At 74.9% G+C, this 26,100-nt stretch carries 25 protein-coding genes; 14 read left to right on the top strand and 11 right to left on the bottom strand.

Going from position 1 to position 26,100, the window contains the following annotated elements:
- Position 1 precedes the first annotated feature (1 nt).
- Genes BD833_RS18675 through BD833_RS18665 form a run of 3 tightly spaced genes read right to left on the bottom strand, consistent with a single transcriptional unit; the run spans position 2 to position 5,570 of the window.
- Positions 2-409 carry a Rieske (2Fe-2S) protein gene (locus BD833_RS18675; protein ID WP_166534658.1) on the bottom strand — a complete coding sequence of 136 codons (408 nt, stop codon included), beginning with the start codon at positions 407-409 and terminating at the stop codon, positions 2-4.
- Entirely contained in the window at positions 406-2,949 is a 2,544-nt protein-coding gene (gene nirB / locus BD833_RS18670; protein WP_208092761.1) for a nitrite reductase large subunit NirB, read from the bottom strand. The genes BD833_RS18675 and nirB overlap by 4 nt, the downstream gene beginning before the upstream one ends.
- Complete coding sequence (locus BD833_RS18665; protein ID WP_243737790.1) at positions 2,949-5,570, bottom strand: molybdopterin oxidoreductase family protein; 2,622 nt, start codon at positions 5,568-5,570, stop codon at positions 2,949-2,951. The genes nirB and BD833_RS18665 overlap by 1 nt, the downstream gene beginning before the upstream one ends.
- 148 nt (positions 5,571-5,718) lie before the next feature.
- Here BD833_RS18665 and BD833_RS18660 point away from each other — a divergent pair, with 148 nt between their 5' ends.
- The 4 genes from BD833_RS18660 (at position 5,719) to BD833_RS18645 (ending at position 9,538) form a co-directional block, all read left to right on the top strand.
- Positions 5,719-6,516, top strand: coding sequence for a TetR/AcrR family transcriptional regulator C-terminal domain-containing protein (locus BD833_RS18660; protein ID WP_166534657.1), 798 nt, complete (start codon positions 5,719-5,721; stop codon positions 6,514-6,516).
- 126 nt (positions 6,517-6,642) lie between these two features.
- Positions 6,643-7,482 carry a DUF2382 domain-containing protein gene (locus BD833_RS18655; protein ID WP_166534656.1) on the top strand — a complete coding sequence of 280 codons (840 nt, stop codon included), beginning with the start codon at positions 6,643-6,645 and terminating at the stop codon, positions 7,480-7,482.
- Positions 7,483-7,570: 88 nt separating this feature from the next.
- Positions 7,571-8,209 (top strand): hypothetical protein, encoded by a 639-nt coding sequence (locus BD833_RS18650; protein ID WP_166534655.1) that lies wholly within the window; start codon positions 7,571-7,573, stop codon positions 8,207-8,209.
- 207 nt (positions 8,210-8,416) lie between these two features.
- Positions 8,417-9,538 carry a mandelate racemase/muconate lactonizing enzyme family protein gene (locus tag BD833_RS18645; protein ID WP_166534654.1) on the top strand — a complete coding sequence of 374 codons (1,122 nt, stop codon included), beginning with the start codon at positions 8,417-8,419 and terminating at the stop codon, positions 9,536-9,538.
- Between the two features lie 28 nt (positions 9,539-9,566).
- Here the strand turns inward: BD833_RS18645 and BD833_RS18640 are convergent, their stop codons facing one another.
- Both BD833_RS18640 and BD833_RS18635 read right to left on the bottom strand, forming a co-directional pair.
- The gene (locus BD833_RS18640) at positions 9,567-11,249 is read right to left on the bottom strand and encodes a dihydroxy-acid dehydratase (protein ID WP_166534653.1); all 1,683 of its coding nucleotides are present in this window, start codon (positions 11,247-11,249) and stop codon (positions 9,567-9,569) included.
- A 24-nt stretch (positions 11,250-11,273) separates the two neighbouring features.
- Entirely contained in the window at positions 11,274-12,197 is a 924-nt protein-coding gene (locus tag BD833_RS18635) for an NAD(P)-dependent oxidoreductase (RefSeq protein ID WP_166534652.1), read from the bottom strand.
- Positions 12,198-12,365: 168 nt separating this feature from the next.
- Between BD833_RS18635 and BD833_RS18630 the strand changes: the two genes are divergently transcribed.
- The 5 genes from BD833_RS18630 (at position 12,366) to BD833_RS18610 (ending at position 16,000) form a co-directional block, all read left to right on the top strand.
- Positions 12,366-13,025, top strand: a complete 660-nt coding sequence (locus BD833_RS18630; RefSeq protein ID WP_166534651.1) for an N-acetyltransferase — start codon at positions 12,366-12,368, stop codon at positions 13,023-13,025.
- A gap of 46 nt (positions 13,026-13,071) precedes the next feature.
- Positions 13,072-13,971, top strand: a complete 900-nt coding sequence (locus tag BD833_RS18625) for an alpha/beta hydrolase fold domain-containing protein (RefSeq protein WP_166534650.1) — start codon at positions 13,072-13,074, stop codon at positions 13,969-13,971.
- A 157-nt stretch (positions 13,972-14,128) separates the two neighbouring features.
- Complete coding sequence (locus tag BD833_RS18620; RefSeq protein WP_166534649.1) at positions 14,129-14,479, top strand: YciI family protein; 351 nt, start codon at positions 14,129-14,131, stop codon at positions 14,477-14,479.
- A 4-nt stretch (positions 14,480-14,483) separates the two neighbouring features.
- Positions 14,484-15,722, top strand: coding sequence for an RNA polymerase sigma factor (locus BD833_RS18615; RefSeq protein WP_166534648.1), 1,239 nt, complete (start codon positions 14,484-14,486; stop codon positions 15,720-15,722).
- Complete coding sequence (locus BD833_RS18610) at positions 15,719-16,000, top strand: DUF1905 domain-containing protein (protein ID WP_166534647.1); 282 nt, start codon at positions 15,719-15,721, stop codon at positions 15,998-16,000. Before BD833_RS18615 ends, BD833_RS18610 begins: the two co-directional genes overlap by 4 nt.
- Here the strand turns inward: BD833_RS18610 and arfB are convergent.
- Genes arfB through yidD form a run of 3 tightly spaced genes read right to left on the bottom strand, consistent with a single transcriptional unit; the run spans position 15,997 to position 17,990 of the window.
- Positions 15,997-16,437 carry an alternative ribosome rescue aminoacyl-tRNA hydrolase ArfB gene (gene arfB, locus BD833_RS18605; RefSeq protein ID WP_166534646.1) on the bottom strand — a complete coding sequence of 147 codons (441 nt, stop codon included), beginning with the start codon at positions 16,435-16,437 and terminating at the stop codon, positions 15,997-15,999. The two genes, BD833_RS18610 and arfB, sit on opposite strands and share 4 nt — an antisense overlap.
- A 22-nt stretch (positions 16,438-16,459) precedes the next feature.
- A complete protein-coding gene (locus BD833_RS18600; protein ID WP_166534645.1) occupies positions 16,460-17,464 on the bottom strand; it encodes an aminoglycoside phosphotransferase family protein in 1,005 nt (334 codons plus the stop codon).
- A gap of 31 nt (positions 17,465-17,495) precedes the next feature.
- Complete coding sequence (gene yidD / locus BD833_RS18595) at positions 17,496-17,990, bottom strand: membrane protein insertion efficiency factor YidD (RefSeq protein WP_166534644.1); 495 nt, start codon at positions 17,988-17,990, stop codon at positions 17,496-17,498.
- Between the two features lie 32 nt (positions 17,991-18,022).
- Here yidD and mmuM point away from each other — a divergent pair, with 32 nt between their 5' ends.
- Positions 18,023-18,931, top strand: coding sequence for a homocysteine S-methyltransferase (mmuM, locus tag BD833_RS18590; protein ID WP_166534643.1), 909 nt, complete (start codon positions 18,023-18,025; stop codon positions 18,929-18,931).
- An 82-nt stretch (positions 18,932-19,013) separates the two neighbouring features.
- Here the strand turns inward: mmuM and BD833_RS18585 are convergent, their stop codons facing one another.
- Positions 19,014-19,871 carry an SDR family oxidoreductase gene (locus BD833_RS18585; protein ID WP_166534642.1) on the bottom strand — a complete coding sequence of 286 codons (858 nt, stop codon included), beginning with the start codon at positions 19,869-19,871 and terminating at the stop codon, positions 19,014-19,016.
- A gap of 178 nt (positions 19,872-20,049) precedes the next feature.
- Positions 20,050-20,181, bottom strand: a complete 132-nt coding sequence (locus BD833_RS23330; protein WP_279536032.1) for a hypothetical protein — start codon at positions 20,179-20,181, stop codon at positions 20,050-20,052.
- A gap of 170 nt (positions 20,182-20,351) precedes the next feature.
- Between BD833_RS23330 and BD833_RS18580 the strand changes: the two genes are divergently transcribed.
- Entirely contained in the window at positions 20,352-22,916 is a 2,565-nt protein-coding gene (locus BD833_RS18580) for a DEAD/DEAH box helicase (protein ID WP_166534641.1), read from the top strand.
- A gap of 1 nt (position 22,917) precedes the next feature.
- On the opposite strand, the gene BD833_RS18575 is transcribed toward BD833_RS18580, so the two are convergent.
- Positions 22,918-23,787 carry an arginase family protein gene (locus tag BD833_RS18575; RefSeq protein ID WP_166534640.1) on the bottom strand — a complete coding sequence of 290 codons (870 nt, stop codon included), beginning with the start codon at positions 23,785-23,787 and terminating at the stop codon, positions 22,918-22,920.
- A 60-nt stretch (positions 23,788-23,847) separates the two neighbouring features.
- On the opposite strand from BD833_RS18575, the gene BD833_RS18570 reads away from it, so the two are divergent.
- The 3 genes from BD833_RS18570 to BD833_RS18560 all read left to right on the top strand — a co-directional run bounded on the left by BD833_RS18570 (position 23,848) and on the right by BD833_RS18560 (position 26,100).
- Positions 23,848-24,441, top strand: coding sequence for a GNAT family N-acetyltransferase (locus BD833_RS18570; protein ID WP_166534639.1), 594 nt, complete (start codon positions 23,848-23,850; stop codon positions 24,439-24,441).
- Between the two features lie 109 nt (positions 24,442-24,550).
- Positions 24,551-25,339: a sulfite exporter TauE/SafE family protein gene (locus tag BD833_RS18565; protein ID WP_166534638.1), complete on the top strand. Its 789-nt coding sequence runs from the start codon at positions 24,551-24,553 to the stop codon at positions 25,337-25,339.
- On the top strand, positions 25,339-26,100 hold the full coding sequence (locus BD833_RS18560; protein ID WP_166534637.1) for a sulfite exporter TauE/SafE family protein: 762 nt from the start codon (positions 25,339-25,341) through the stop codon (positions 26,098-26,100). The genes BD833_RS18565 and BD833_RS18560 overlap by 1 nt, the downstream gene beginning before the upstream one ends.

Here is a 26,100-nt window from a genome sequence, read left to right as displayed (position 1 = left end):
ATCAGACGGTGACGACGAAGGCGCCGTCCTGCTCGCGCACCGGGTACACGCGGACCGGGGCCGCCCCGCTGGTCGAGGCGCCGTCGGACCACCGGTAGGCGTACAGGTGCAGCGGGCAGACCAGCACGTCGACGTCGGTCTGCCCGTCGGCCAGCGGTCCGCCGGCGTGCGGGCAGGCGGCCTGGGTCGCGTGCAGCGAGCCGTCCCGCATCCGGAACACCGCCACCTGCACCCCGCCGGCGACGAACGCCCGGCCCTCGCCCGACGGGATGTCCGCCACCCGGCCGACGACGTGCTCCTTCCCGCGCACCGGTGCGGCCGGGCCCGGGGTGGACACCTCGGTGGCGGGCGTCCCGAGCTCGGTGCCCGGGGTGGTCGGGCGGGCGGTCTCCACGTGCGCGGCGGTCATCGGACCGGCACCTTCGGCAGCTCGACCAGCGGGAGCGAGGGGCGGAACTGCCCGGGGGTGGCCGGCGTGGCGGCGTCCTGGCCCCACGGGTCGGTGTAGGCGTCGATCGAGCGCTGCATCCCGGCGTCGAGGTCGGCGACGATGCCCTCGCCGTCCTCCAGCAGCACCGTCCTGATCCTCTCGAGCCCGACGCGGGGCACGAAGTCGTAGGTGCGCTCCAGCCAGTTGGCGTTCTCCCGGTAGTACTGCATGAACCGCCCGGCCAGTTCGATCACCGCCTCCGGGGAGTCGACGGTGGCCAGCAGGTCCCCCTTGCGGACGGTGGCCCCGGCGGCGCCGCCGACGTAGACCTCCCACTTCCCGTTGCCGACCGCGACGACCCCGACGTCCTTGACGTAGGCCTCGGCGCAGTTGCGCGGGCAGCCGACGACGGCGAGCTTCATCTTCGCCGGGCTCTCGATGCCCTGGAACCGCGTCTCCAGGTCGATGCCGAGCTGGGTGGAGTCCCCGAGGCCGAACCGGCAGAAGTCCGACCCGACGCAGGTCTTCACCGTGCGCATGCTCTTGCCGTACGCGTAACCCGAGGGCATGCCGAGGTCGGCCCACAGGGCCGGCAGGTCCTCCTTGCGGACGCCGAGCAGGTCGATCCGCTGGCCGCCGGTCACCTTGACCATCGGCACCTCGTACTTCTCGGCGACGTCGGCGATCCGCCGCAGCTGGGCCGGCGTGGTCACCCCGCCCTTCATCTGCGGGACGACGGAGAAGGTGCCGTCGCGCTGGATGTTGGCGTGGACGCGGTCGTTGATGAACTCGGCGTCCTTCTCCGGCAGGTAGTCGGTGCCCCAGATCATCTTGAGCAGCGAGGTGAGGCCCATCTTGGACTTCGCGTCGTCCCTGCCGTCGGGGGCGAGCGCCGCGAAGACCGCGGAGACGCTGCGCAGGTCGTGCTCCCGGATGGCCCGCACCAGCTCCGGCTTCGGCATGGGGATGCCGGGCACGTACCAGGACGCGGCGGGGTCCTCGGCGAGGTCGCCGTCGGCGGCCCACTCGACGATCTGCTTCACCAGCGACTTGCAGGAGCCGCAGCCCTTGCCCGCGCGGGTGCGGTCCATGACCGCGCCGACGCTGCCGCAGCCGGCGGTCACCGCCCCGCAGATGTCGCCCTTGGAGACACCGTTGCAGTTGCACACCTGGCTGTCGTGCGGCATCTCCGCGACCCCGACCTCGGCCGCCCCGTCGGAGAGGTCGACCAGCAGCCGGATCCGCTCCTCGGGCAGCGGGGCGCCGCGGTCGAAGGCCTGGGTGAGGAAGGCGACCTTGCGGGTGTCGCCGAGCAGGGTGGCGCCGACCAGCTTGTCGTCGCGGATGACCACCGAGAGGTGCACGCCGCGCTTCGGCTCGGAGATCACCAGGAACTCGTCGTCGTCCCGCTGCGGGGTGCTGACCCCCATGACCGCGACGTCGACCCCGGCCACCTTGAGCTTCGTGGCGGTGCGGCTGCCGTGGTACTCCGCCTGCGGGTCGGTGCCGGTGAGGACGTCGGCGAGCACCTTCGCGTGCTCCCAGGCCGGCGCCACCAAGCCGTACACCTCGCCGCGGTGCTGCGCGCACTCACCGATCGCGTAGACGTCGGGGTCGTCGGTGCGCAGCTGGTCGTCCACGACGATCGCCCGCTGCACCTCCAGCCCGGAGCGGACGGCGACGTCGGCGTGCGGGCGGACTCCCGCCGCCACCACGAGCAGGTCGCAGTCCAGCCGCCGGCCGTCCCCGAGCAGCACCCCCTCGACCCGCTCGGCGCCCAGCACCTCCGTCGCCAGGACGTCGAGGTGCACCGAGATGCCGAGGGACTCGACGCTCTTCTTCAGGATCGCGCCGGCCTCGGCGTCCAGCTGGGCGTTCATCAGCCACGGCATCGCGTGCACGAGCTCCACCTGCAGCCCGTGGCCCTGCAGCGCGCGGGCGGACTCGAGGCCGAGCAGCCCGCCGCCCATCACCACCGCGCGCCGGCACCGGCCGGTGGCCTCGAGCATCGCCCGCGTCTCGTCGATGGTGCGGAACCCGTAGACGCCGGGGAGGAGTTCGCCGTCCTTGCGGCGCACCCCGGCCATGGGCGGGATGAACGAGTGGCTGCCGGTGGCCAGGACGAGGTGGTCGTAGGGGGTGACGCTGCCGTCGGCGGCGTGCACCTGCTTGGCGGCGGTGTCGATCCGTTCGACGCGCACACCGGCCCGCAGGTCGATGTCGTTGTCGGCGTACCAGTCGTGGGAGTTGAGGACGATGTCGTCCTCGTGCGACTCCCCGGCCAGGACCGGCGAGAGCATGATCCGGTTGTAGTTGCCGTGCGGCTCGTCGCCGAAGACCGTGATGCGGAACTGCTCCCCGCCGCCGCGCTCGAGCACCTCCTCGACCAGCCGCGCACCGGCCATGCCGTTGCCGACCACGACCAGCCGGCCGCGCGCGTCCAGCTCGTCGTCGAGCCGCAGCGTGGTGGTGGCGGCGCGCCGCGCGCCGAGGACCGGTGCGTCCGTCCGCGGCGCCATCAGACCTCCACCAGCCCGAGGTCGACCACGATCTCGCCGGTGATGCCCTCGGGCGCCGCGGCGTGCAGCTCCACGACCGAGCCGCCGGGCAGGTCCTCCACCACGCGCAGCGGCACGTGGGTGTCGGCCCGCGCGCCGATCGGGAACCAGCGCACCGGCTCGCCGTCCCGGACGAGCAGCACGTACACCAGCTCGCCGGTCGAGTTCCCGCCGCGGAAGTACAGCGCCTGGGCGCTGCTGCCTGCGGGCACGGTGTAGCGCAGCGCGGGGTCCACCGGGCCGGGCTTGGCCAGCCCCTCCCCGGTGATCGGGAAGACGCCTTGCAGGAAGCGGGGGGTGCTCTTCACGGGGGTTCTCCGGATCGTCGTCGAGGCGGGCGTGCGGGACGGCGGGTGCGGTGCGGGGGCGGCGGGCGGGCGGCGTTCCGACGGACGGGGCTGGGTGGCCGGGGCCGGCGGCGGAACGCGTTCCTCGGGCCCCGAGACCCGGGTGACCGCGACGGCGCAGACCTTGAACGGCGGCATCTTCGACACCGGGTCCAGCGCGTCGGCGCCGGTCAGCGCGTTGGCGCTGGCGCCGCCACCCCAGTGGAAGGGCACGAACACCACGTCCGGGCGGATCGCGTCGGTCACCTGCGCGTGGAAGCGGGCCCGGCCGCGGCGGGTGGCCAGCTCGACCACGTCGTCGTTGGCCACGCCGAGGGCGGCGGCGAGGTCGGGGTGCAGCTCGGCGCGCGGGGTGGGCGCCACCAGCTGCAGGCTGCGGGAGCGGCGGGTCTGGGTGCCGGACTGGTACTGCGCCAGCACCCGGCCGGTGGTCAGCACGTGCGGGTAGTCGGCGTCGGGGCGCTCGGCGGCGTCGGCGTGCTCCACCCGCAGGAAGCGCGCCCGCCCGTCGGGCGTCGCGAACCGCTCGGTGAACAGCCGCGGCGTGCCGGGGTGCGGAGCGGCGCGGTCCTCCGTCGCGGGGCACGGCCAGAAGACGCCGCGCTCCTCGTCGATGCGCCGGTAGCTGATCCCCGAGTAGTCCGCCGTTCCTCCGGCGCTGGCCCGGCGCAGCTCCTCGAACACCGTCTCCGGGTCGCCGCTGAACCGCTCCCCCACCCCGAGGCGGCCGGCCAGCTCCGCGAGCAGCTGCAGGTCGTCGCGCACCCCGGCAGGCGGGTCCAGCGCCCGGCGCCGGCGGATCACCCGCCCCTCGAGATTGGTCATGGTGCCGGCCTCCTCCGCCCACATGGCACTCGGCAGGACGACGTCGGCGAGCTCGGCGGTCTCGGACAGGAAGAAGTCGCTGACGGCGAGGAAGTCCAGGCCGCGCAGCCGGCTGATCACCCGGCGGGCGTCGGGCGCGGAGACGGCGACGTTGGAGGCGAGCACCAGCAGGGTGCGGACGCCGCCGTCGCTGCCGAGCGCGTCGAGCAGCTCGAAGGCGCTCCTCCCGGGCAGCGGCAGGTCGTCGGGGTCGACGCCCCAGACGGCGGCGACGTGCGCACGCGCGGCCGGATCGGCCAGCGACCGGTAGCCGGGCAGCTGGTCGGCCTTCTGGCCGTGCTCCCGGCCGCCCTGCCCGTTCCCCTGGCCGGTCACGGTGCCCCAGCCGCTCCCCCGCCGCCCGGGCAGCCCGAGGGCGAGGGCCAGGTTGATCCACGCCTGCGCGGTATCGGTGCCGTTGCGGTGCTGCTCGGCGCCCCGGGCGGTGAGGACCATCGCCTTGTCCGCGCGGGCCAGGGCGAAGACCGTCCGCCGCTGGTCGGCGACCGGGACCCCGGTCAGCCGCTCGACCCGGTCGGGCCAGTAGCCGGCGACGCCGGCCCGGACGGCGTCGAAGCCGGTGGTGCGCGCGGCGACGTAGGCCTCGTCCACCAGCCCCTCGGCGATCGCGATGTGCAGCAGCCCGTTGGCCAGCGCGAGATCGGTGCCCGGCAGCGGCTGCAGGTGCAGGGCGGCGTTGCGGGCGGTGGCCGTGCGGCGCGGGTCGACGACGACGTGCTGCGCCCCGCGCTCGCGGCCGGCGTCGAACCACTGCATGGCCGGCGGCATCGTGTCGGCGGGGTTGCTGCCGACGAGCACGACGACGTCGGCCTCGGCGACGTCCGACAGCGGGAAGGGCAGCCCGCGGTCCAGCCCGAACGCGCGGTTGGCCGCCCCCGCGGCCGAGGACATGCAGAAGCGCCCGTTGTAGTCGATGGCCGACGTGCGCAGCGCGACGCGGGCGAACTTGCCGAACTGGTACGCCTGCTCGTTGGTCAGCGACCCGCCGCCGAAGCAGCCGACGGCGTCCCGGCCGTGGACCTGCTGGGTCGCCCTGATCGCGGCCACCACCCGGTCGAGGGCGTCGTCCCACGTCGTCTCCACCAGCGGGCTGGTGCGGTCGCCGGGCACGGCTCGCACCAGCGGGCGCAGCAGCCGCTCGGGGTGGTCGAGCAGCTCGGCCGACGACCACCCCTTGGAGCACAGCCCGCCCCGGTTGGTCGGGAAGTCCAGCGGCACGAGGGTCGCCGGGCGGGCGCCGGCGGTGACCGCCATGCCGCACTGCAGCGAGCAGTAGGGGCAGTGGGTCTCCGTGGTCCGCGAGACGCAGCCCCCCGGCCGGGCGGGCGCGGGGACGACGTCGGTGGACACGGCGACCAGCGTGGGCGGCGGTCGTGTCCCTTCCTCGACCTCGGTGTCAACGCTGTGTTCCGTCCCCCTCACACGGGCCCGCCGGGGAGTGTGCGGTTGCCGGGACGCAGGATGGGCACCGCAGACCGAGCCGAGGGAGGAGCGCCCGATGACCGAGCCGGACCCGCGCGCCGATCCCGACAGCCCCGAAGGGCGCGGCGGCACCGCCGCCGCGATCCCGGCCGCGCCCCCGGGCGCCGGGCGCAGCGGGCTGGACCGGCGCCGGATCCTCGGCGCGGCGATCGAGTTCATCGACGCGAACGGCCTCAACGCCCTGACGATGCGGCGGCTGGGCTCCTACCTGGGCGTGGAGGCCATGGCGCTCTACCGCTACGTGCCCGGCCGCGAGCAGCTGCTCGACGGGGTCGTCGAGTCGGTGATCGACGAGCTGTACGGCGACCCCGACGTCCACCTCGGCGTCTCGCACGGCTGGCAGGACTACCTGCAGCGCCTCGCCCACGGCGTCCGGCGGATCGCGCTGGCGCACCCGGAGGTGTTCCCGCTCGTCGCCACCCGCCCGCCGGCGGCCCCGTGGGTGCGCCCGCCGCTGCGCAGCCTGCGCTGGGTGGAGTCGTTCCTCGAGGCGATGCTCGACAGCGGGTTCACCGAGGAGGCCGCCGTCGCGGCCTACCGCGCGTACTCGAGCTTCCTGCTCGGGCACCTGCTCCTGGAGGTCTCGCAGAAGGGCGTGAAGATCAGCCCGGAGGACCAGCCCGAGGGGGTGCCCGACGCGGCGGAGAGCACCGACCTACGCAACTACCCCACCGTCGTCCGGCTGGAGTCGCTGCTCTCCCTGGACGAGTCGGCCGCCGAGTTCGAGGAGGCGCTGGAGAACCTCCTGGGGCGCCTGGAGGCGGTCCGGCAGGAGTCGCGGAGTCCGCGCCGGGGTGATCCGCGGCCGTCGTAGCGGCCCGCGGAGTTGCCGGGGTGATCCGTTTACAACGTAAGCGACCGGGCATCGACGGAAAGGCCGCGCTCCGAGAGCACGCACCGGGGCGGCCGACCCATCCCGCCTCGAACCCAGGAGCAGCACGTGATCACCGAGCAGCAGCTGAGCGCAGTCATCGGCAGCACCGCCGTCGGGCCCGACGGCAAGCTGGGCACCGTCGGCGAGGTCTACCTCGACGACGAGACCGGCCGCCCCGAGTGGGCGACCGTCCGCACCGGCATGTTCGGCACCAAGGAGGCCTTCGTGCCCCTGGCGCAGGCCGACGTCTCCGGCGAGGAGCTGCGGGTGCCCTACGACAAGGACAAGGTCAAGAACGCCCCGCACATCGACACCGACGGGCACCTGTCGCCGGCCGAGGAGCAGGAGCTCTACCGCTACTACGGCCTGGGCACCGGCACCACGGACACCACGGTCGGCATGACCGAGACCACCGGCAGGGCCGAGACCACCGGCAGGACCGAGACCACCGGCACGGCCCGGACGACGGGCACGACCGGCACCGACACCCGGGGCAGCGTCGGCCACGACACCTCCGGTCCCACCACGGACAACGCCATGACGCGGTCGGAGGAGCAGCTCCGGGTCGGCACCCGGTCCGAGGAGTCCGGCCGCGCCCGGCTGCGCAAGTACGTGGTCAGCGAGAACGTCACCGAGACGGTGCCGGTGACCCGCGAGGAGGTCCGCCTCGAGCGCGAGCCGATCACCGACGCCAACGTGGGCAACGCCCTCGACGGCCCGGCGATCAGCGAGGAGGAGCACGAGGTCGTCCTCCACGCCGAGCGCCCCGTGGTGGAGAAGGAGGCCGTGCCGGTCGAGCGCGTCCGCCTGGACACCGAGACGGTGACCGAGCAGGTGACCGTGAACGAGCAGGTCCGCAAGGAGCAGATCGAGCTGGACGGCGACGGCACGAACCCGCGCCGCTGAGGCCCCGGCGGGGGCCGGCGATCCGCCGGCTCCCGCCACCCCCCGGCCCGGCACCCCGCCGGCCGTCCCCTCCCCGAGGAGCTCCGTCATGTCCACACCTGCAGCCCATCCCGGCGACGGCGCCACCCCCGGCGCCGACGGTGCGCACTCCACGCGCGGGGTCGCCCGCGACGCCGTCGACGCCCAGCACTCCCGCTACGGCGGCATCAAGTGGGGAGCGGCGTTCTTCGGCTGGCTCTCCGCGAACGGCCTCGCCGTCCTCCTCGTCGCGCTGCTGAGCGCCGCCGGCCTGGCCCTCGGCCTCACCGAGGGGGTGTCCTCGGTCGGGGACGCCGCCGAGGACGTCGCCGACCAGGCCGACACCGTCGGGATCGTCGGCGGCATCGTGCTGCTGGTGGTCCTGTTCCTCGCCTACTACGCGGGCGGGTACGTCGCCGGCCGCATGGCGCGCTTCGACGGCGTCCGGCAGGGCATCGCCGTGTGGGTGATCGGCCTGCTCGTGGTCATCGCGCTGGCGGTGCTGGGGCTGGTGTTCGGCTCCGAGTACAACGTGCTCCAGCAGCTGAACCTGCCGCGCATCCCGATCGACGAGGGCACCGCCACCACCGCGGGCATCATCACGCTGGTCGCGATCCTGCTCGTCACGCTGCTCGGCGCCATCCTCGGCGGCAAGCTCGGCGAGCGCTACCACCGCAAGGTCGACCGCGCGGGGTTCGACGTCGCCTGACCGACGACCGACCGCAGGACCTCCGACGGGGGCCGCTCCCATCCCGGGGGCGGCCCCCGTCCGGTTGCCCGGCGCGGTCGCGGGCGGTGCAGCCGGGCGACCACGGCCCCGTGACGACAGGACGGCGGCGCCTCGGGTGGCGTGTAATGGGCACCCGGGCTCCCGTGGCGGGTCCGCGGCCAGCCCACCTCGCCTCCGGGAGCTCTCGTGTCAGTCGTCGCCGACGTCCAGGCCTGCACGGTCCGCGTACCGCTGGAGCGGCCGCTGTCGTTCTCCACCCGGGGCGTGGTGGCCCGGGAGTACTGCCTGGTCCGCGTGCGCGACCAGGACGGGGTGGAGGGCATCGGCTTCAACTACGCCGGCACCTCGGGCGGCGCCGTGGTCGCGGCCGCGGTCCGCGACCTGTTCGCCGGGCTGGTCGTCGGCGAGGACCCGTACCGGGTGGAGGGCCTCTGGCGGGAGATGTACCAGGAGGGGCTGCTGCACGGCCGGACGGGTTCGACCATGCGGGCGCTCAGCGCGATCGACATCGCCCTGTGGGACCACAACGCGCGGGCCGTGGGGCTGCCGCTGTGGCGCTTCCTGGGGGCGGTGCACCGCGACACGGTGCCGGCGTACGCCAGTGGCGGCTACTACCAGGACGGCAAGACCCCCGAGGCGCTGGCCGGGGAGGCGCGCGGGTACGTGGACCAGGGGTTCCAGGCGGTGAAGATCAAGGTCGGCCGCCTGGCGCCGGCGCAGGAGGAGGAGCGCCTCGCCGCCGTGCGGGACGCCGTCGGCCCCGACGTGCTGGTGATGCTCGACGCCAACAACGCCTGGCCGGACCTGCCCACCGCACTGCGGACGGTGCGCCGCTTCGAGGCCTACGACCCGTACTGGATCGAGGAGCCGTTCTCCCCCGACGACATCGACAACCACGCCCGGCTGGCCCGGAGCACCTCCATCCCGGTGGCCACCGGCGAGATCGAGGCCGGCCGCTGGCGGCACAAGGAGCTGCTCGACAAGGAGGCGGCCGCGATCCTGCAGACCGATGCCGCGGTGGCCGGCGGCGTCACCGAGTTCCGGCGGATCGCCGGGACCGCCGCCAGTTACGGCATCCCGGTCGCCCCCCACTGGTTCCACGACCTCCACGTGCACCTCGTGGGTGCCACCCCGAACGCCACCTTCGTCGAGTACTTCGCCGACTCCAGCGTGCTCAACTTCCGCGAGCTGGTGGACACCCAGCTGGAGGTGCGCGACGGGAGCCTGGTGCTGCCGACGACCCCTGGCATCGGATTCGGCTTCGACGAGGACGTCGTGCGGCGGTACCAGACCAGCCCCTGGAGCTGAGCCGCTCCGGCGGGCCCGGGGCGGCCCGCTACAGCCAGTCCATGTCGGCGCCCTCGGACGCCGAGAGCACCGTGGTCGCGTACAGCCGCCGCCAGCCGCGCTCCGGCACGGGGAACGCGGGCAGGTCCGCGCGCCGCTTCTCGAGCTCCTCGGCGTCGACCAGCAGGTCGATGCGCCGTTCGCCGACGTCGAGCTCGATCAGGTCCCCGTCCCGCACGAGGGCCAGCGGCCCGCCGGCCGCGCTCTCCGGAGCGCAGTGCAGCACCACCGTCCCGTAGGACGTGCCGCTCATCCGCGCGTCGGAGACCCGGACCATGTCGCGGACGCCGGCCTCGGCCAGCCGCCGCGGGATCGGCAGCGACCCCGCCTCGGGCATCCCCGCCCCGATGGGCCCGGCGTTGCGCAGGACCAGGACGGAGTCGGCGGTGACGTCCAGGTCGGGGGCGTCGATCCGCCGGGCGGCGTCCTCCGGCGAATCGAAGACCAGCGCCGGCCCCCGATGGCGCAGCAGATCCGGGGTCGCGGCCGACACCTTCATGACCGCCCCCTCCGGTGCGAGCGACCCCCGCAGGACCGCCAGGGCGCCACCGGCACCGAGCGGCGCCTCCAGGGTCCGGACGACGGTCTGCCACGACGCCGGCGGCCGGACCTCCGCGAGCTGCTCGCCGAGCGACCGGCCGGTGACGCCGACGTGCCCGGTCGCGAGCCGCGGCTCCAGCGCCTTCATCAGCACCGGCACGCCGCCGGCGTTGTGGAAGTCCTCCATGTAGCCGGCGCCGGAGGGCTTGAGGTCCAGCAGCAGCGGGGTCTCCCCCGACACCCGGTCGAAGTCGTCCAGCGTGAGGTCGACACCGGCCCGCCGGGCCACCGCGAGCAGGTGGATGATCGCGTTCGTCGAACCACCCATGGCCGACATGACGGTGAGGGCGTTCCCGAACGCCTCGCGGGTCATGATCTCGCGGGGCAGCCGGGGCTCCAGGGCCAGCGCGACCGCCTGGCGCCCGGTCGCGGTGGCGTGCCGCAGCCGGTCGCCGGACGGGGCCGGGGGCGTCGCCCCGCCCGGGACCATCATCCCCAGCGCCTCGGTCACCGCCGCCATGGTCGATGCCGTGCCCATCACCATGCAGGTCCCCGCGGTGTTGACCAGCGAGCCCTCCACCTGGCGGATCCGGGCCTCGTCCAGCTCACCGCTGCGGTGCCGCGCCCAGAACCTGCGGCAGTCGGTGCACGCGCCCAGGCGCTCGCCCTCCCACGACCCGGCCAGCATCGAGCCGACCACGTCCACGACGACCGGCACGTCCGACGACGCGGCCGCCATCAGCTGCGCCGGCACGGTCTTGTCGCAGCCACCGAGCAGGACCACGGCGTCCATCGGCTGCGCGCGGATCATCTCCTCGGTCTCCAGCGCCAGGAGGTTGCGGTACAGCATGGTCGGCGCGACGAAGCTCTCGTGCAGGCTGATCGTGGGGAAGACGAAGGGCAGTCCGCCGGCCTGCAGGACCCCGCGCTTCACCTGTTCCACCAGCCCGGGCATCAGCCGGTGGCAGGGGTTGTAGTCCGAGCTCAGGTCGGCGATGCCCACGAACGGCCGGCCGAGGTCGTCCGCGTCGTAGCCGGCCCCGGCCAGGAACGCGGCCCGCAGGTACCGGCTGAAGCCGGCGTCCCCGTAGGACGACATGTTCCGGCCGACGCCGGTGGCTTTCTCCGTCATCGCTGCACCTCCGCTGGTGGTCGCCTAGAAGCCCGATTCGGGGTCGATGGAGCCGAGCAGCGGCTCCCCGCGGGCGAAGCGGGCCACGTTCTCCGCCACGCGGTCGGCGAGCGCGGACAACCGCGCGTCCGCCGGATTCGCCGAGTGCGACGTGATCACGCAGCCGGGCTCGCGCCACAGCGGGTGGTCCGGCGGCAGGGGCTCGGGGTCGGTGACGTCCAGGGCGGCACCCCGGACGGTCCCCTCGCTCAGCGCCGCGGTGAGGGCGGCGGTGTCGACGAGCGATCCGCGACCGACGTTCACGATCCACCCGTGCCGCGGCATGCGGGCGAGCTGATGCGCGCCGATCATCGACCGGGTGGCCGGCGTCGCGGGGGCGGCCAGCACCAGGTAGTCCCCCACGGCGCAGGCCTCGTCGAGGCGGGCGACGGGGAGCGTCTCGGCGGCGCCGTCGACCGGCGCACCGGACCGGTTGACCGCGACGATGCGGCAGCGGAACGGCTCGAGGAACCGGATCAGCTCCCGGCCGATGGCGCCCGCGCCCACGATGACGACGGTGGCCCCGCTGAGCAGCCGGGTGTCCGGGCGGTCCCAGGAGGTGCTCCGCGCGGCGCGGGCGAGCTCCCGCGCGCCGGCCAGCAGCAGCGCCAGGGCGTGCTCGGCGACCTGCGGCGCGTAGATGCCGCGCACCGCCGTGAACTCCGCTGCCGAGCGCATCACCGGGTGACCGACCCAGGAGTCGACGCCGGAGAGGGCCAGCTGCACCCACCGCACGCCCGGGTGCAGGTGCTCGCCGAGCCCGGTCGGCCCCCGGTCGAGCCACACCACGGCCTCGGCCTCGTCGGAGCCCGTGAGCCGGCCGCCGCCCCGCCGCACGCCGTCCGCGATGACCGGATCCGGCCGCGGGCCGACCCAGACGGGAACGCCGGCGTCGGCGGGCTCGCTCACCGGTTCACTCTCCGCTCACCGGTCCCACTCTCTGCCCTCCGGCCGCACCCCGCCACCGCGGTGGCCCCCGGGCGCATCGCCTGCCGCCACGGGAACCCGGCGTCGCGGCGGGGCGGCGTCCTCCGGCGCCCCGCGATCCCGGGCACCGGGGCGTGGTCGAATGGCCCGGTGACCCATGGCCCCACCGTCCGGCGGATCGACGACCCGGACGAGGAGGGCCCCGACGTCCGCACCGCCGAGCAGCGGGACGTGCCGCGCGTGGCCGCCACCCTCACCCTGGCGCTGGGCGACTCCCGATGGACCCGCTGGGCGCTGCCCGACGACGGGCGCATGCAGCGGCTCACCCGGCTGAACGAGCTCGACGCCGGGCACCGCGGGGTGGGGACGGGCACCGCGTGGGTGACCGACGACGTGACCGCCGTCGCCGTGTGGGAGCCGCCGCCCGGTGCGCCCGGCACCCGACCGCTGCCCGACGACGTCCGCGCCGCCCTGGCCCGCGAGCTGCCCTACCTGTCCGGGCCGCGCGCCCGGGTGGTCGCCGAGACCGAGGCGCTGGTGACCGCGGCGCTGCCCGACCGACCGCACTGGCGGCTGCGGCACCTGGGCGTCCGCCCGTCGTCCCGGCGCCGAGGGCTCGCCGCCGCGGTGCTCGCCCCGGTGCTGGTGCGCTGCGACGCGGAGAAGACCCCCGCCGCGGCGGCGGTGTTCGGCTGGGCCAACGTGCGCTTCTTCCGCGGCTTCGGCTTCCAGGTCACCGAGACCACCCGCACCAGCGACGACGAGCTACCGCTGTGGGTGCTCGTCCGCGAACCGCTCGCCCTGAGCTGACCGCCGTCCGCCACCCGGACCGCACCCCCGACCCCCCGGAGGTCCCGTGCCCAGCCCCGCCGGCCGCCTGCTGCCCCCGCTGCTCCGCCTGCTGCGCTTCCGGCGGGAGTTCGAGCACCCGGAGGTCCTGCTGCGGGGCGTGCAGGACCGCCTGGTGCGCCCGGCGCCGTACGGGCCTCCCCGGGGGCTCCGCGGCGTCACGATCGAGGTGGACGTCCACCACGGCACCGGCTGGCCGGTCTACCGCGTCGTGCCCCGCGACCGGACGCCGGAGGGTGCCGCCGTCTACGTGCACGGCGGCGCCTGGGTCAACCAGATCCACCCGCTGCACTGGCGGCTGGTCGCCGGGCTGACCGCCCGCACCGGCACCGCGATCACCGTGCCGATCTACCCCCTGGCGCCGGTGGGCACGGCGGCGACGGTGGTGCCGGCCGTCGCCGACCTGATCGGCGCGCTGGCCGAGCGGCACGGCGCCGGGCGGGTCACCGCGATGGGCGATTCGGCGGGCGGGCAGATCGCGCTGTCATCCGCGCTGCTGCTCCGCGACCGGGGCGTGCCGCCGCTGCACCGGACGGTGCTGGTCTCCCCCGCGCTCGACCTGACGCTCGCCAACCCCGAGATCGACCTCGTCGAGCCGCAGGACCCGTGGCTGGCCCGGCCCGGCACCCGGGCCGCGATCGAGCTCTGGCGGGGCGAGCTGCCGCTGACCGACCCGCTGGTGAGCCCGCTGTTCGGTGAGCCGGCCGGGCTCGGCCCGCTGACCGTGTTCAGCGGCACCCGCGACATCACCAGCCCGGACACCCGGCTGCTGGTCGAGCGCGCCCGCGCCGCCGGCGTGCCGGTCGACCACCACGAGGAGGAGGGCCTGGTCCACGTGCACGCCCTGCTGCCGGTGCCCGAGGGGCGGCGGGCCCGCCGGATGATGGCCGCCGTCCTCGCCGGCTGAGGAGCCCGCACCTGCACCCTCCGTGCTGCTCCGGAGGTCTGGCGCTCCCGTGGCGGCGCTGGAGAGTTTCCGCACAGGTGTCGATCCGGCCGCACCTCGTTCGTACAGGCGGTGAGCGACCGGCACGCGGCCGGCGCCGCACCCACAGGAGGCAGCCATGGCGCAGTACCTGCTGAACATCGTCCAGCCGGTCGGCGAGATCCCCCCGCCGGAGTTCCTCGAGCCGGTGATGAGGGATCTCGCCGCGCTCACCGAGGAGATGCGGGCGGCGGGGGTGTGGGTCTTCGCCGCGGCCCTGCACCAGCCGGCGGCATCGACCGTCGTCCGCGCCGAGGGCGGTGACGTGCTGATCACCGACGGCCCCTACGCCGAGGCCAAGGAGTTCGTCGGCGGGTTCGACGTGATCGAGGCCGCCGATCTGGACCAGGCGCTGGTCTGGGCCGGAAAGCTCACCCGCGTGCTCGGGGGCCTGCCGGTCGAGGTCCGACCCGTGGCCCGGACCGTCTGAGCCGATGGACGACGCCGTCGCCGAGGTCGGGCGGGTCTTCCGCGAGCACTCCGGCCGGGCGGTCGCCGTCCTGATCCGCCTCCTCGGCAGCGTCGACGCCGCCGAGGAGGCGGTCCAGGACGCCTTCGTCGCCGCCCTCGCGCGGTGGCCGGCCGACGGGGTGCCGCCCAGCCCGGCCGGCTGGATCGTCACGACCGCCCGCAACCGGGCGATCGACCGCTGGCGGCGGGACTCCGTGCGCAGCGACCGGCACGCGCAGGCCGCGCTGCTCGGCAGCGCCCCCGAGCCCGTGGAGGAGGGACCCGTGCACGACGACCGGCTGCGGCTCGTCTTCACCTGCTGCCACCCAGCGCTGGCCGCGCCCGCCCGGGTGGCGCTCACCCTGCGGCTGCTCGGTGGCCTCACCACCGCCGAGATCGCGGCGGCGTTCTTCGTGCCGGAGGCGACGATGGCCCAGCGCCTGGTGCGGGCCAAGGCCAAGATCCGCGACGCCGGCATCCCGTACCGGGTCCCACGCGAGGCGGAGCTGCCCGACCGCCTGCCGGCCGTGCTCGCCGTCGTCCACCTGGTCTTCACCGAGGGGCACACCGCGACCTCCGGCGACCGGCTGGTGCGGCCCGACCTGTGCGCCGAGGCGATCCGGCTGGGCCGGCTGCTCGCCGAGCTGATGCCCGACGAGCCGGAGGTGCTGGGGCTGCTGGCGCTGATGCTGCTCACCGAGGCCCGCCGCCCGGCGCGGACCTCCGCCGAGGGCGACCTCGTGCTGCTCGCCGACCAGGACCGGTCGCGGTGGGACCGCGCGCTGATCGCCGAGGGCCAGGAGCTGGTCCGGCGGTGCCTGCGGCGGGGCCGGCCGGGGCCCTACCAGCTGCAGGCGGCGATCGCCGCGGTGCACGGCGACGCCGCGACGGCCGCCGGCACCGACTGGCGGCAGGTCGTCGCGCTCTACGACCAGCTGCTGGCCCTCACCCGGAGCCCGGTCGTCGCGCTCAACCGCGCGGTCGCCGTCGCCGAGCTCGACGGCCCCGCCGCGGGGCTGGCGCTGGTCGAGGAGCTGGAGCTGCCGCACGAGCACCTGCTGCCCGCCGTCCGCGCCGACCTGCTGCGCCGCGCCGGGCGCCCGGCCGAGGCGGTCGCGGCCTACGGGGAGGCGATCGAGCGGTGCGGCAACGAGCGCGAGCGGGCGTTCCTCCGCCGGCGCCGCGATGAGTTGTCGGCGCCGCGGCGGTCAGAGGAGGCATGAGCACCCCGACCGCCCTGGACCTCACCTTCACCGCGCCTATCGAGAAGGACGGCGCCTTCCCCACCTACCTGGTCGTGCCGGACTCCGCCGAGCTGCTGGGCACCCGCCGGGCGGTGAAGGTGACCGGCACCGCGGACGGGCACGCCTTCGCGGCCACCCTCATGCCGTCGGGCGAGGGCCCGCACTGGCTGCCGCTGCGGGCGGCGATCTGCTCGGCCATCGGGAAGAGCCGCGCGGGCGAGGAGGTCACCGTGCACCTGCAGCAGCGGCTGAGCTAGTCCCAGGAGCCGCGCTGCTTCTTCAGCTGGCCCCGCTGCTTCTTCGCCGCGATCCGGCGCTCCTGCGATCCCCGGGTGGGCCTGGTGCGGCGCCGGGCCGGCGCCGGCGTGGCCAGCGCGGCGCGCAGCACCGCGGCCAGCCGCTCGCGGGCGGCCTGGCGGTTGCGCAGCTGCTGGCGGTGCTCGCTGGCGGCGACGGTGAGGACGCCGTCGACCAGCCGCCCGCCCAGCCGGGACGCCAGCCGCGCCCGCTGCGGGTCGCTGAGCCCCGGCAGGTCCAGCGGGGCGACCGACAGCTCGACCCGGGAGTCGGCGGTGTTCACGCCCTGCCCGCCCGGCCCCGAGGACCGGGAGAACCGCCAGGAGAGGGCGCCGGCGGGCACGACGAGAGAGCCGGTGACGGGGAGGTCACCGGAGGCGTCGTCGGTCCCGGGCACCGGGACAGTGTGGCCGACGCGTTCAGCCGCCTGGCGCCAGTGGGCCCGGGGCGAGGTGCTCGGCGGTCCAGCCGGGCACCGCGCCGGCCCACTCCGCGCGCTCGGCCTCGTGCACGCCGCGCAGGATCCGGCGCCAGGTGAGCGCCCGCTGGAGCGGCGCGACGCGCAGCGCCACGTCGCACAGCTCGCGCAGCTCGGCGGCGCTGCCGTGGTCCAGCCACGGATCGAGGTAGGCGTCGCGCAGCCGGAGCATCCCAGGGTCCCCCGGCGGCAGGCCCAGCACCCCACCTGCCGAGCGGAGGGCGACGAGCAGGACGAGGAACGGGTGCGAGACCGAGGCGTCGCCCCAGTCGAAGACCCGGTGCAGACCGTCGCCGGCGAAGACGTTCCCGTCGTGCAGGTCGTCGTGCTGCACGCTCGCCGGGACGCCGCCGTCCGCGAGCTCCCGGCAGGCCGCCGCGTAGCCGCCGAGCCCGGCCAGCACGCGGGCGCGCACGTCGTCGGCGAGCCCCTCCGGGTGGCCGGAGCGCTGCGCCCCGTGGTCGGCCAGGAGGTCCGCCACGAGTGCGGGCAGCCGCTCCGGGCGGTGGTCGGGGACGCCGAGGCCGACCAGCTCGTCGGCATGACGCGCGACCTCGGCCTGCAGGCGGGCGTGCCCCGCCAGCAGCGCCGCCCAGGCGGGGAGGTCCGCGCCGGTCTCCCGCAGGGTCGGGCCGCCCTCGGGGAGCAGCAGCAGCCGCCGCTCCCGGTCGACCGCGAGCGGCACCAGCACCTGCTGCGGCACCCAGCGGCCGAGCGCCTCGGCGAGCACGGGCTCCTGCACCGAGCCCGGCCCCACCGCCTTCAGCCAGACGGCGCCCCCGCCGCGCAGCGGGATGCGGAAGGCGGTGGACCAGGCGCGCACGTGCGGCTGCTCCGGTTTCCCGGCGGGGACCAGCCCGGCCCGCGCCAGCTGCTCGGCCGCCCAGGCCAGAGCGGCGGCCCGCCACCTCGGGTCCCGCCAGGTGCGCGCGCCGGTGGGGGTCACCGGGCGACCGTAGGCGACTCCCCGCCGCCGGTCAGACCGGGACCGGGTCCGCCCCACCGGCAGCGCCGGGGCGGCAGCGCACGAGCCGGCGCAGCGTCAGCCACGAGCCGCGCAGGGCCCCGTGGGTCTCCAGCGCCTGGACCGCGTACGTCGAGCAGGTGGGCGTGTACCGGCAGCACGGCCGGCGCTTCGGGCTGATCTCGCGCTGGTAGTAGCGGACGGCGGCGATCAGCCGGGCCGCGAGGCCGGTGCCTCGCTGCTGGGCGCGGATCGCCGGCAGCGACCGCGGGGCCACGAGCATCAGCTCCAGGCCGCAGCCGATCGCGTTGGCCAGGCAGCAGCCGGTGTTGAGGAACAGCAGGTCGCGCAGGCAGGAGTCGTTGCCGCCGCGGCGGCCCCGCCCGTAGCCCCGCCCGTAGCCGTAGCCCGGCCCGTAGTGCCCCGCGTAGTGCCCGCGGTAGCCGCCGTACCCGCGTCGGGGACGCCGCCGGCGCGGGCCCATGCCGCTGCTCCAGATGAAGACCATGCGTGCGCAGGTACCGCGGGAGGATGGCCTCCATGCCTGATCTGGCCGCTGCCCTCGCTGCCGGGCCGGTGCTGCTCGACGGCGGGCTGTCCACCGAGCTCGAGGCCCGCGGGCACGACGTCTCCTCGTCGCTGTGGTCGGCTCGCCTGCTGCGCGACGACCCGGCGGCGATCGTCGCCGCCCATGCGGCGTTCGCCGCAGCCGGCGCGCAGGTGGCCACGACGGCGAGCTACCAGGCCACCGTGGAGGGGTTCGCCGCGGCGGGCGTGGACGCCGCGGCGGCCCGCCGGCTGATCGCCTCGTCGGTGGCGCTGGCCCGCGAGGGGCAGGGCGAGGGACAGGGCGAGGGGTGGGTGGCCGGCTCGGTCGGCCCGTACGGCGCGATGCTCGCCGACGGGTCCGAGTACACCGGCGGCTACGTGGCCGACGTCGGCGTCGACCGGTTGCGGGAGTTCCACCGCCCCCGCATGGAGCTGCTCGCCGAGGCCGGCGCCGACGTCCTGGCGTGCGAGACGGTGCCGGCCGCGGCCGAGGCGGAGGCGCTGCTGCTGGAGGCGCAGGCCCTCGGGGTGCCGATCTGGCTGTCGCTGACCACGGCGGTGGACGACGACGGTGTCGCCCGCACCCGCCGGGGGGAACGGGCGGCCGACGTCTTCGCGATGGCCGCCGGGCTGGACCGGGTCGTGGCGGTCGGCATCAACTGCACCGCGCCGCAGGCGGTCGGGCCCGCCCTGGCCGCGGCGGCGTCCGCCGGGAAGCCGGTCGCCGTGTACCCGAACAGCGGCGAGACGTGGGACGCCGCGGCGCGCCGCTGGGCCGGGGCGCCGGGGATCGACGAGGCCGAGGTCCCCGGCTGGGTCGGCGCGGGCGCCCGGCTCGTCGGTGGCTGCTGCCGCGTCCGCCCGACCGACGTCGCCGCGCTCGCCATGATGATCAGGTGACCTCAGCACTGGTGGTCCTGGCTCACCACCGGTGCTGAGCCAGGACCCGGAACGATCAGGTCACCTGATCAACAGCGGGCGGTCACAGGATCGGCTTGCCCCCGGTGACGGCGACGCGGGCGCCGGAGACGTAGGAGGCCTCGTCGCTGGCCAGCAGGACGTAGACCGGCGCCAGCTCGGCGGGCTGCGCGGGACGCCCCAGCGGCACCTGCTGCCCGAAGCTCTCCACCTTCTCCTCGGGCATGGTCGCCGGGATCAGCGGCGTCCAGACCGGGCCGGGGGCGACGCTGTTGGCGCGGATCCCCTTCTCGGCCAGCAGCTGCGCGAGGCTGGCGGTGAAGTTGGCGATGCCGGCCTTGGTCATCGCGTACGCGATGAGGTTCGGGCTCGGGTTGTCCGAGTTCACCGACGAGGAGTTGATGATCGAGGCGCCCGGCTGCATGTGCGGGATGGCGTCCTTGGTGAGGGTGAACATCGCCGAGAGGTTCGTGGCGACGGTGAAGTCCCACTCCTCGTCGGAGATCTCCTCCAGCGAGTCGTGGCTCATCTGGTACGCGGCGTTGTTGATCAGGATGTCGATCCGGCCGAACTCCTCGACTGCCTTCGGGACGATGGTCTTGGCGTGCGCGCGGTCGGCCAGGTCCCCGGGCACGAGCACGCACCTGCGGCCGGCCTGCTCGACGTACTTGGCGGTGTCCTGCGCGTCCTCGTGCTCGTTCAGGTAGGAGATGAGGACGTCGGCTCCCTCGCGGGCGAACGCGATGGCCACGGCGCGGCCGATGCCGCTGTCCCCGCCGGTGATCACGGCGACCTTGCCGGTCAGGCGGCCGGAGCCCTGGTAGCTGTCCTCGCCGTGGTCGGGCTTGGGCGTCATCGCGCCGAGGGTGCCGGGGGTGCTCTGCTGCTGGGCGGGCTGGGACTCGGGGCGGGGCGACGACATGGCTGTCCTCCGGAACACGTGGCGGAGCCGGACCCGAGCGGTCCGGCCTCGACCGCGCGCTACCCGCCGGAAGCAGCAGGGAACCCAGGGCCCCGGACAGCGCGCGACCCGGGCGGTGGGAGAGACGCACGAACAGCGCGTCTCCCCTACCGCCCGGGTCGAGGGGCTGAACCGGGGCTCAGGCGGCGCGCGCCACCGGGGCCTGGTCGGCGGTGGCACCGAGGGGCACCCACCGCATCTCGAGCCGGCGCCGGCCCGTCGGGTCGGTCACGACGGTCCACCGGCACTCCGGGCAGAAACGTTCACGCATGCTTGCAGCCACCTTCCGTTCATTTCTTGTTCACCTTCTTCTCCGAGTACGGCACGGGTCACACTCTTCCGCACGTCTCGTTATCGGATCGTTATCGTCTGTTTCGGATCAGCGCGTCCTGGGCCTCGCTCGGCGGGAGCCGGCCGGCATCGGGCACGCTGGTGGGCCTGATGACCACCACGACCGCTCCCCCGCTGCTCGCGGACCCGACCGACCTCACCGCGCTGCGCGCCACGGGCGGCGACGCCGACGAGCTGTTCGCCTCCTTCGCCGCCTGGGCCGAGGCCGGTGGCACAACGCTGTACCCGGCGCAGGAGGAGGCGCTCATCGAGCTGGTCAGCGGTGCGAACGTCGTCCTCGCCACCCCGACCGGCTCGGGCAAGTCGCTGGTGGCCACCGGTGCGCAGTACGCGGCACTGGCCGCCGGCCGGCGCAGCTACTACACCGCGCCGATCAAGGCGCTGGTCAGCGAGAAGTTCTTCGCCCTGTGCGGGGTGTTCGGGGCCGAGAACGTCGGCATGCTCACCGGCGACGCGAGCGTCAACGCCGGGGCGCAGATCATCGCCTGCACCGCCGAGGTGCTGGCCAACATCGCGCTGCGCGAGGGGGCGGACGCCGACATCGGCCTGGTGGTGATGGACGAGTTCCACTTCTACGGCGACCCCGATCGCGGGTGGGCCTGGCAGGTGCCGCTGCTGGAGCTGCCGAAGGCGCAGTTCCTCCTGATGAGCGCCACGCTGGGCGACGTCACCTTCCTGCGCGAGGACCTCACCCGCCGCACCGGCCGCCCCACCGCGCTGGTGGCCAACGCCGAGCGCCCCGTGCCGCTGCACCACTACTACGCCACGACCCCGATGCACGAGACGATCCAGGAGCTGCTGGACACCTCCCAGGCGCCGGTCTACGTCGTCCACTTCACCCAGGCCTCGGCGCTGGAACGCGCGCAGGCCCTGATGAGCGTGAACGTGGCCACCAAGGAGCAGAAGGCCGCGATCGCCGACCTGATCGGCGGCTTCCGCTTCTCCTCCGCCTTCGGGACGACGCTGTCCCGGCTGGTCCGCCACGGCATCGGTGTCCACCACGCCGGGATGCTGCCCAAGTACCGGCGGCTGGTGGAGCAGCTGGCCCAGGCCGGCCTGCTCAAGGTCATCTGCGGCACCGACACCCTCGGCGTGGGCATCAACGTGCCGATCCGCACCGTCGTGTTCTCCGCGCTGTCCAAGTACGACGGCACCCGCACCCGGCTGCTGCAGGTGCGCGAGTTCCACCAGATCGCCGGCCGGGCGGGCCGCGCCGGCTACGACACCGCCGGCACCGTCGTCGTCCAGGCGCCCGAGCACGAGGTGGAGAACCTTAAGCAGTTCGCCAAGGTCGCCGACGACCCGAAGAAGCGCCGCAAGCTGGTGCGCAAGAAGGTGCCCGACGGCATGGTGCCGTGGAGCGAGGCCACGATGAACCGGCTGGTCGAGGGCGAGCCGGAGAAGCTGACCAGCCACATGCGGGTGACGACGGCGATGGTGCTGGACGTCGTCGACCGGCCGGGCGACCCGTTCGCCGCCATGCGCCGGCTGCTGACGGAGAACCACGAGCCGCGGAAGAAGCAGCTGCGGCTGATCCGCGACGCGATCGGCATCGCCCGCTCGCTGCTGCAGGCCGGCGTGCTCGAGCGGCTGCCCGAGCCCGAGCCCGACGGCCGCCGCTACGACCTGACGCTGGACCTGCCGCCGGACTTCGCGCTCAACCAGCCGTTGTCGACCTTCGCGCTCGCCGCCATCGACCTGCTCGACCCGGAGTCGTCCGCCCAGGACTCCGGAACATTTGCCCTGGACGTCGTCAGCGTCATCGAGGCCACCCTCGACGACCCCCGGCAGATCCTCTCGGCGCAGCTGAACAAGGCCAAGGGCGAGGCCGTCGCCCAGATGAAGGCCGAGGGCATCGAGTACGACGAGCGCATGGAGCTGCTCGAGGAGGTCAGCTACCCGAAGCCGCTGGAGGAGCTGCTCGGGCACGCCTTCGAGGTGTACCGGCAGTCCAACCCGTGGGCCGCCGACGGCGCGCTCTCGCCGAAGTCGGTCGTCCGGGAGATGTGGGAGCGGGCGTTCACCTTCCGGGAGTTCGTGAACACCTACGGCCTCACCCGGGCCGAGGGTGCGGTGCTGCGCTACCTCTCCGACGCCTTCAAGGCGCTGCGCTCCGGCGTTCCGGCCGCCGCGCGCACCGAGGAGGTCACCGACCTGGTCGAGTGGCTCGGCGAGCTGGTGCGGCAGGTGGACTCCTCGCTGCTGGACGAGTGGGAGGCGCTGACCAACCCGGACGACGGCGCGGTGGCCGAGGTCGCCGTCCCCGCCCGGCCCCGCCCGCTCACCGGCAACGAGCGCGCGTTCACCGCGATGGTGCGCAACGCGCTGTTCCGCCGCGTCGAGCTGTGGGCCCGGCGCCGCTGGTACGACCTGGGCGAGCTGGACGCCGGCGCCGGCTGGGACGCCGACCGCTGGGGCGAGGTGGTGCAGGCCTACTTCGCCGAGCACGACGAGGTGCGGACCGGCGGCGACGCCCGCGGCCCGGCGCTGCTGATCTGGGACAAGACCGACCCTCGGCTGTGGAAGGTGCGGCAGATCGTCGACGACCCCGCCGGGGACCACGACTGGGGCTTCGACGTCGAGGTCGACCTCGAGGCCTCCGACGAGGAGGGCGCCGCGGTGCTGCGGCTCGTCGACGCCGGACGAAAGGACTGAGCTAGCCGGAAGTCGTGCGTCCGGCGATGGCCTCGAGCAGCTCCAGCGCGGTGTCGCGCATCCGGCCGTGCGCGTCGTGCGCGGGGTCATAGGAGGCCAGCGCCGCGGACGTGACCGGGATCCGATCGGCCGCCAGGTGGAGCACCTGCCGCACCTCGGCGGCGGAGAGCCCGTCCGGTGCGGCGTAGTCGTTCGCGGGCGCGATGGACGGGTCGTGCACGTCGAGGTCGACGTGGACGTGCAGGACGTCGACCCGCGCCGCCAGGGCATCGAGAGCCACGGCGACCGCTGCCGGATCCCGTGCCTGCGCCGGCCGCAGCCAGGTCACGTCCGACGCCTCGAGCACCCGGGCCTGCGCCTCGCTGAGGTCGCGAGCGCCGACCAGGACGACGTCGTGCTCGGCGAGGGGCGTGAAACCCGGGACGGTCGCGGTCAGCGACTGCCAGCACCGGCCGACGACCATAGCGAGCCCCTGCCCGTCGAGGAACCCCGAGGTGTCGGCCTCGGGGGTGTTGAAGTCGCCGTGCGCGTCCAGCCAGAGCAGACCCACGCGCCGGTCCGTTCCGGCGAGCATGCCGAGGGTCGTGTTGCAGTTGCCGGCCAGGAGCAGCGGCACTTGCCCGGCGGCCCTCGCCTGCCCCACCGCGACCGACACGAGCCGCTGCAGCTCGAAGGCGGTGGCCAGTTCGGCCTGCCAGCCCGTCTCCGACACCAGCACCTGCTCGACGACGGCGTGGCCGCGCTCGCGCAACCTCGACGCGGCCCCGGCCTCCGCCAGCGCCGTCGGGCCGGCACCCATCCGGGTGTTCCGGTGGCCGGAGTCCCACGGCACCCGCAGCAACCGGATGGGCGGAGGATCCGTGGCGAGCACGACAGCAATTTCAGCACCCGCCAGGGCTGCCGGCGACCTCCGTGTGCTCGAATCGAGGCGATGAGCACGCCGGACTTGCGCCACGCCACGACGTCACGGCTGCGGCTGGACGCCGTCGTGCCGGAAGACCTGGACGACCACTACGCCCTGCACTCCGACCCCGGCGTCTGGCGGCACCTGCCGTCGGGGGTGCACACCTCCCCCGAGCGCACCAGGGAGGGCATCGAGCACTCCGTCGGCCACTGGTCCCGCGACGGCCTCGGCTACTGGACGGCGCGGCTGCGCGCCGACCTGCCCGGGACGGCGCTGACCGCGGGTGACGTCGTCGGCACCGGCGGCTGCGCCCTCCGCCTCGGGACGGAGTGGTGGAACCTCTACTACCGCTTCACCCCGGCGGCCTGGGGGAAGGGGCTGGCCGCCGAGCTCGTGACGGCGGCGATCGACGCGGCGCACACCCTCGCCCCCGACCGGCCGGTCGTCGCCTACCTGCTGGAGCACAACGCCGAGTCCCGAGGGCGAGCCGAGCGCGCCGGGCTGCAGCGGGTGTGGCGCGGACCGGACGCCGGCAACCCCGACCCGGCCGCCGTCCGCCTGGTGTACGCCGACCGGCCGCTGGACGAGGATCTGCTGGGGCGCGTCGCCGCCCACGACTGATCCCCCGGACCGCGTCCGTGCCCGGGAACGCGCGCGGGTGTGAGGAGATCGACCGCCCGTCGGGACGTGGCGGAGCTCCCCGCGTGCGAGGCTCCACGGCGATGGGCGCATGACGGGGTGGGAGATGGTGGCGGTCGCAGCCGCCGGGTTCTTCGCCGGCGGCATCAACGCCGTCGTCGGGTCGGGCACGCTGGTCACCTTCCCGGTGCTGCTGACCGTCGGGCTGCCGCCGGTGACCGCCACGATCAGCAATTCCCTGGGGCTGGTGCCGGGCAACGCGGCCGGGTCGCTCGGCTACCGCCGCGAGCTCGGCGGCCAGGGGCGGCTGCTGGTGCGGCTGCTGCCCGCCTCGGCCCTGGGCGCGGTCACCGGCGCGTTCCTCCTCCTGACCCTCCCCGCCGCGGCCTTCGAGACGATCGTCCCGCTGCTCGTCGGCCTCGCGGTCGTGCTCGTAATCGTCCAGCCCTGGGTCCAGCGGGCACTGGCCCGCCGCCGGGCCGCGGCCGGCGTGGTGGAACCCGACCAGCTCCGCCTGTCCCGCGGGCGGCTGGCGGCCCTGCTCGCCGCCGCCTACGGCACCGGCAGCTACGGCGGCTACTTCGCCGCCAGCCAGGGCGTGCTGCAGATCGGCATCTTCGGCATGCTGCTGCCCGAGTCGCTGCAGCGGCTCAACGCGATGAAGAACGTGCTGTCCCTGACCGTGAACGCCGTCGCGGCGCTGGCCTACGTCGTCGTCGCCGGCGACCGGATCGACTGGGCCGCCGCCGGGCTCGTGGCCGCGGGCTCGCTGGTCGGCGGGTACGTCGGCGCGTCCGCCGGCCGGCGGCTGCACCCGGTGCTGCTGCGCTCGGCGATCGTCGTCCTGGGGATCGTGGCCATCGTGGTGCTGCTGACCTGATGGACCCGCTGGAGTTCGCCTTCCTGGTGGCCGCTGGCATCGGGGCGGGCCTCGTCGGCAGCATCGCCGGCCTCGCCTCGCTGATCAGCTACCCGGCCCTGCTGGCCACGGGTCTGCCCCCGGTCACCGCGAACGTCACCAACACCGCCGCGCTGGTCCTCACCGGCGTGGGTTCGGTGAGCGCCTCGCGGCCGGAGCTGCGGGGCCAGGGCCGGCGGCTGCTCCCGCTGGCCCTGGCCGGCCTGCTCGGCGGCGCCACCGGCGCCCTGCTCCTCCTGCGCACGCCGGAGGGCGGCTTCGAGCGGATCGTGCCGTGGCTGATCGCGGGGGCCTCGGTGACGATCCTGGTCCAGCGGCCGCCGCGCGAACTCGCCGCGGAGGTCGCGCACCGGGCGCCGCGCGACCGGTGGTGGCTGCCGCTGGCGGTCTTCGCCATCGCGATCTACGGCGGCTACTTCGGCGCCGCCGCGGGCGTCCTCATGCTCGCGACCCTGCTGCTCACCACCGGCGAGGGCCTGCCCCGGAGCAACGCCCTGCGCAACGCCGTCATAGGCGTCGCCAACTCGGTGGCGGCCCTCGGTTTCGTGCTGTTCGCGTCGATCGCCTGGGCCTCGGCGCTCCCGCTGGCGATCGGGTCGCTCGCCGGTTCCGTGATCGGCCCCCGGGTCGTCCGGGTGGCGCCGCAGGCGGCGCTGCGCCGGGTCATCGCCGTCGCCGGCCTGGGGCTGGCGGTCTACCTGGCCGTGCAGGCCTACGCCTGA

Source organism: Blastococcus xanthinilyticus (genome assembly GCF_008124835.1).
GTDB classification, from domain to species: Bacteria; Actinomycetota; Actinomycetes; order Mycobacteriales; family Geodermatophilaceae; genus Blastococcus; species Blastococcus xanthinilyticus.
This window is presented reverse-complemented; position numbering and strand designations above follow the sequence as displayed.

Coding starts and splice junctions, on each gene's coding strand:
- BD833_RS18675 (WP_166534658.1), bottom strand. CDS start 409: ATGACCGCCGCGCACGTGGAGACCGCCCGCCCGACCACCCCGGGCACC.
- nirB (WP_208092761.1), bottom strand. CDS start 2,949: ATGGCGCCGCGGACGGACGCACCGGTCCTCGGCGCGCGGCGCGCCGCC.
- BD833_RS18660 (WP_166534657.1), top strand. CDS start 5,719: ATGACCGAGCCGGACCCGCGCGCCGATCCCGACAGCCCCGAAGGGCGC.
- BD833_RS18650 (WP_166534655.1), top strand. CDS start 7,571: ATGTCCACACCTGCAGCCCATCCCGGCGACGGCGCCACCCCCGGCGCC.
- BD833_RS18640 (WP_166534653.1), bottom strand. CDS start 11,249: ATGACGGAGAAAGCCACCGGCGTCGGCCGGAACATGTCGTCCTACGGG.
- BD833_RS18620 (WP_166534649.1), top strand. CDS start 14,129: ATGGCGCAGTACCTGCTGAACATCGTCCAGCCGGTCGGCGAGATCCCC.
- BD833_RS18615 (WP_166534648.1), top strand. CDS start 14,484: ATGGACGACGCCGTCGCCGAGGTCGGGCGGGTCTTCCGCGAGCACTCC.
- BD833_RS18610 (WP_166534647.1), top strand. CDS start 15,719: ATGAGCACCCCGACCGCCCTGGACCTCACCTTCACCGCGCCTATCGAG.
- yidD (WP_166534644.1), bottom strand. CDS start 17,990: ATGGTCTTCATCTGGAGCAGCGGCATGGGCCCGCGCCGGCGGCGTCCC.
- mmuM (WP_166534643.1), top strand. CDS start 18,023: ATGCCTGATCTGGCCGCTGCCCTCGCTGCCGGGCCGGTGCTGCTCGAC.
- BD833_RS18585 (WP_166534642.1), bottom strand. CDS start 19,871: ATGTCGTCGCCCCGCCCCGAGTCCCAGCCCGCCCAGCAGCAGAGCACC.
- BD833_RS23330 (WP_279536032.1), bottom strand. CDS start 20,181: ATGCGTGAACGTTTCTGCCCGGAGTGCCGGTGGACCGTCGTGACCGAC.
- BD833_RS18580 (WP_166534641.1), top strand. CDS start 20,352: ATGACCACCACGACCGCTCCCCCGCTGCTCGCGGACCCGACCGACCTC.
- BD833_RS18570 (WP_166534639.1), top strand. CDS start 23,848: ATGAGCACGCCGGACTTGCGCCACGCCACGACGTCACGGCTGCGGCTG.
- BD833_RS18565 (WP_166534638.1), top strand. CDS start 24,551: ATGACGGGGTGGGAGATGGTGGCGGTCGCAGCCGCCGGGTTCTTCGCC.
- BD833_RS18560 (WP_166534637.1), top strand. CDS start 25,339: ATGGACCCGCTGGAGTTCGCCTTCCTGGTGGCCGCTGGCATCGGGGCG.